Origin of the sequence: Occallatibacter sp. (assembly GCF_049802275.1) — a bacterium.
Classification (GTDB): Bacteria; Acidobacteriota; Terriglobia; order Terriglobales; family Acidobacteriaceae; genus Telmatobacter.
The window spans coordinates 1-3,857 of the sequence record NZ_JBARMD010000288.1 but is presented as its reverse complement, the minus strand read 5'-3'; the positions used below and the strand labels follow the sequence as shown (position 1 = coordinate 3,857).

4 protein-coding genes are annotated in these 3,857 nt (G+C 59.3%); 3 read left to right on the top strand and 1 reads right to left on the bottom strand.

Features of this window, described 5'->3' with window-relative positions; genetic code table 11:
* Positions 1 to 154 precede the first annotated feature (154 nt).
* The 3 genes from WA354_RS10125 to WA354_RS10115 all read left to right on the top strand — a co-directional run bounded on the left by WA354_RS10125 (position 155) and on the right by WA354_RS10115 (position 3,471).
* Complete coding sequence (locus WA354_RS10125) at positions 155 to 2,347, top strand: molybdopterin-containing oxidoreductase family protein (protein WP_472812888.1); 2,193 nt, start codon at positions 155 to 157, stop codon at positions 2,345 to 2,347.
* A 126-nt stretch (positions 2,348 to 2,473) separates the two neighbouring features.
* Positions 2,474 to 2,839 carry a rhodanese-like domain-containing protein gene (locus WA354_RS10120; RefSeq protein ID WP_472812887.1) on the top strand — a complete coding sequence of 122 codons (366 nt, stop codon included), beginning with the start codon at positions 2,474 to 2,476 and terminating at the stop codon, positions 2,837 to 2,839.
* 26 nt (positions 2,840 to 2,865) lie between these two features.
* Entirely contained in the window at positions 2,866 to 3,471 is a 606-nt protein-coding gene (locus WA354_RS10115) for a GNAT family N-acetyltransferase (protein WP_472812886.1), read from the top strand.
* Positions 3,472 to 3,538: 67 nt separating this feature from the next.
* Here the strand turns inward: WA354_RS10115 and WA354_RS10110 are convergent.
* Positions 3,539 to 3,857: M24 family metallopeptidase (locus tag WA354_RS10110; protein WP_472812885.1), on the bottom strand; the 319-nt coding region annotated here is incomplete at its 5' end.

Sequence of the window (3,857 nt, the reverse complement as noted above, 5' to 3'; positions counted from 1 at the left end):
ACGAGGAGCGGCAGGGCGCGTTTCATGGAAGGGCCTCCGAGGTGGGGGTGTACGAGAAAAGATTACAACGTGTGGAGAGCTTTGCCGTCCCATCCTTTCTTCGCAAGGGTGGGACACCTGCGTGTGGCTTCCCGGAGAATCAGATTGAGCCGGTTTGACCTACAATCTGGGTATGGTCGCCGCGGCTGAGACTTCCCCATTTCGCGTGGTGCACACGGTGTGCTCCCATGATTGTCCCGATAGCTGCGCGGTACTCGTGACCGTGGATGCGAACGGACGCGCCGTGAAGGTCCAGGGCGATCCCTCTCAGCCCGTAACGCAGGGATTCCTGTGCGGCAAGGTGGCGAAGTACCTTGACCGGGTGTACTCGCCGCAGCGGATTCTTTACCCGATGAGGCGGAAGGCTGGAACGCAAAAGGGCCCGCGGCACCGCGGCGAAGAGCACGAAGCTTTTGAGCGTGTGAGCTGGGATGAAGCTCTGAGCGCAATCGCGGAGCGGTTGCAGCAGATCAGCGACACGCATGGGCCGGAGTCGATTCTGCCTTACAGCTATGCAGGGACCATCGGTGTGCTCGGGTTTGGGTCGATGGACAGGCGGTTCTTTCACCGGCTGGGCGGGAGCCAGCTTGACCGGACAATTTGCTCCGAAGCAGGCGGAGTGGCGTGGAACCTGGTGTATGGGAAAAAACTGGGAACGCCCACGGAAGATTACAAGCTGGCCAAGCTGATCGTGGCGTGGGGCGCAAACATCCACGGCAACAATATTCATCTGTGGCCGATGGTTGAACAGGCTCGGCGCAACGGAGCGCGGCTGATCGTGATCGATCCCTACAAAACGCGCACCGCGGGGCTGGCTGACTGGCACATTGCGATCCGGCCGGGAACGGATACGGCGCTGGCACTCGGCATGATGCACGTAATCCTGCGAGAGGGACTTGAAGATCGCGCATACATTGCCGAAATGACGCATGGATTCGATCGGCTGGCGGAGCGGGTTCGCGAGTATACACCGGAGCGCGTGGCGACCTGGACGGGAATGACCGCCGGCGAGATTGAGCAACTTGCCCGCGAGTACGCGACAACACGGCCAGCTGCTCTGCGGATGAACTATGGCGTGCAGCGGAGTGAAAACGGCGGCACGGCGGTGCGAGCGATTGCAATGCTGCCGGCAATCACGGGAGCATGGAAGTATCGCGGAGGAGGCGGCTCTCTGTCGACTTCGGGCGCATTTGCATGGAACAAGCGCGAACTGGAGCGGAGGGATCTCGCTCTCGACTCACCTCTTGGTCGCGAAGCGCGCACTATTAATATGTCGACGCTGGGAATGGCTTTGACTGCGGAGCAGGGCGCCGATGTGCTCCGCGGTGGTCCTCCGGTTCATGCTCTGTTTGTGTACAACTCAAACCCCGGGGCTGTGGCGCCGAACCAGAACGCAGTGCGGCGTGGGTTGGCGCGGACAGATCTGTTTACGGTGGTGCATGAGCAATTTTTCAACGACACCACGGATTACGCCGACTACGTGCTGCCCGCGACGACGTTCCTTGAGCATACGGATATCCAGGGGGCATATGGGCACTACTTCGTCCAGCTATCGAACCAAGCCATCGAACCGCCCGGTGAGGCGCGGTCGAACGTATGGCTCTTCGGGCAACTGGCGCAGTACATGGCCTTTACAGAACAGTGCTTCCGCGATAGCGAGGAGCAGTTGATTCGCCAGGCGCTTTCCATAGGGCTTGACGGTCGATCGAAAAATGCGGGCATGGAGCACGTGACGCTGGAGGATTTGCGGGAACGGGGGCACATTCCGCTGGCGTTTCATCGCGATCCCGAGAACACGCCGTTTCTTCCGTTCGCGTCGGGTCCGGTGCCGACGCCCTCGGGAAAAATCGAGTTTGATTCTGTGGCGCTCGCCGCGCAGGGTCAGGACGGTTTGCCTGCGTTTACGCCGCCGTCCGAATCACGATGGAGTGAAGGCGCGAAGCGCTTTCCACTGGAGTTCCTGGGCAGGAAAGCCGACAACTATATGAACTCGACCTTTGCGAACCTGGAGGGGCACCGCAAGATGGAAGCGCGCACGAGCCAGCGGCTCGAAATGCATCCTGCGAATGCAAGGGCGCGAGGGATTGCGGATGGCGACAAGGTTCGTGTGTGGAACGACCGAGGAGAAGTTCTGCTGACGGCGCTGGTGGACGGCAGTGTTCCTGAGGGCGTGGTGGCTGGACGGATGGACTGGACCAAATTCAATGAAGGCGGCGTAAACGTGAACGCGCTGACGAGCGAGCGATTGACCGATATTGGCGCTGGGGCCACATTCTATTCCGTACTGGTGGAAGTAGCGAAGGCTTGAGGCTTACGCGTTCCGCTGCAATGGATAAATCATTCAATTAGACCAATTTCCATTGGTGAGCGTACTGAGAGACGAAACGCTGTGCGACCTTGCCGGAAGCCTGCTAAAAGGCGATAGACTGGAAGCATGACGTGGCTACCATTTCTAGTCATTCTCGCTCTGGCTCTCGCCTACATGGCGATGAAGCGCTCCGGCCAGATTTCTCCGAAGGAAGCTGCCGAATATCTGAAAAACGGGGCGATGGTGATCGACGTGCGGAGTGCGAACGAATTTGATTCGGGGCACATTATGCAGGCCCAGAACATTCCACTGGAGCGCATTGAGATGACGGCACTCTCTGTATTGAGAGACAGGAACAAGGTCCTGTTGCTGCACTGCTCTTCCGGCGTGCGCAGCAGAATGGCCAAAAAAAAGCTCGAGGAGCTTGGATATAAAAACGTCTTCAACCTGGGACCCTACGAGCGCGCCAGAAAAATTATCACCAACCAGTAATCACCGGAATCTCGCAAAATAGAAGAATGGATACTGCCTTTGAGTTGCGCCTGGCGACGGAGGAGGATGTTCCAGCGCTTCACGGGCTGATCGAGGCCTCAGTGCGCGGGTTGTGCGCTGGGTCCCCAACGACGGGTCCAGGTCGTTGGGGTGCAGAGGCCTTCGCCTACACGGAAGCGCAGATTGAGGGTGCGCTGGGGATAGTGCTGGGCCTGGATACACAACTCATTCGCGACCAGACGTATTTCATCGCTGAAGTCCTCGACCAAAACGCAAAGGCAGCGACGCGTCTCGCTGGGTGCGGCGGCTGGTCGAAGCGGAAAACGCTGTTCGGAGCAGATCGTGGACCCGGCAGGAAACTGGAACTGCTTGATCCAGCGGTGGACGCGGCGAAAGTACGCGCCATCTTCGTGCACCCGGAGTTTGCACGGCAGGGACTGGGGTCTCTGATTCTGGCAACCGTCGAGGATGCGGCGCGAGCTAGAGGATTCACGCGGTTCGAGATGGGGTCAACGCTGACGGGAGTGCCGCTCTATCGGCTCAAGGGTTATGTTGAGACCGCGCGCATCGCGGTGCCACTCAAGAACGGCGAGACCTTGCCGGTGGTGAAGATGGTGAAGAGCGCCGGCTGAAGGGTCCAGCTTCCCAAGGTCTCAGAATCAGACCTGAGGCGCATCCACATCGCACTGTTCTGTCGAATTAGAGGCCTACGTTGGCGAACGGATTTTCTAACGACGGACATTGCGGCGTGAGGAGTTCTGCACCATCCTGCGTGACGATCAGATCATCTTCGAGGCGGATGCCAAACTGGCCGGGAATGTAGATGCCGGGCTCGTCGCTGAGGGTCATGCCGGCTTGCAGGCGCGGGTTCAGATCCCAACCGTACATATTGTTGCGGACGAAGTAGGGCCACTCGTGCCCGTCCATACCGATGCCGTGTCCGACACGGTGGGTGAAATATTTAAAGCCGGGGCCGTAGCCGCCATCGACGATAACCTTGCGGGCCGCGGCGTCTACG

Bases quoted from the DNA above. Each gene is read 5' to 3' on its own strand.
- WA354_RS10115 (WP_472812886.1), top strand. From the start codon at position 2,866: ATGGATACTGCCTTTGAGTTGCGCCTGGCGACGGAGGAGGATGTTCCA.
- WA354_RS10120 (WP_472812887.1), top strand. From the start codon at position 2,474: ATGACGTGGCTACCATTTCTAGTCATTCTCGCTCTGGCTCTCGCCTAC.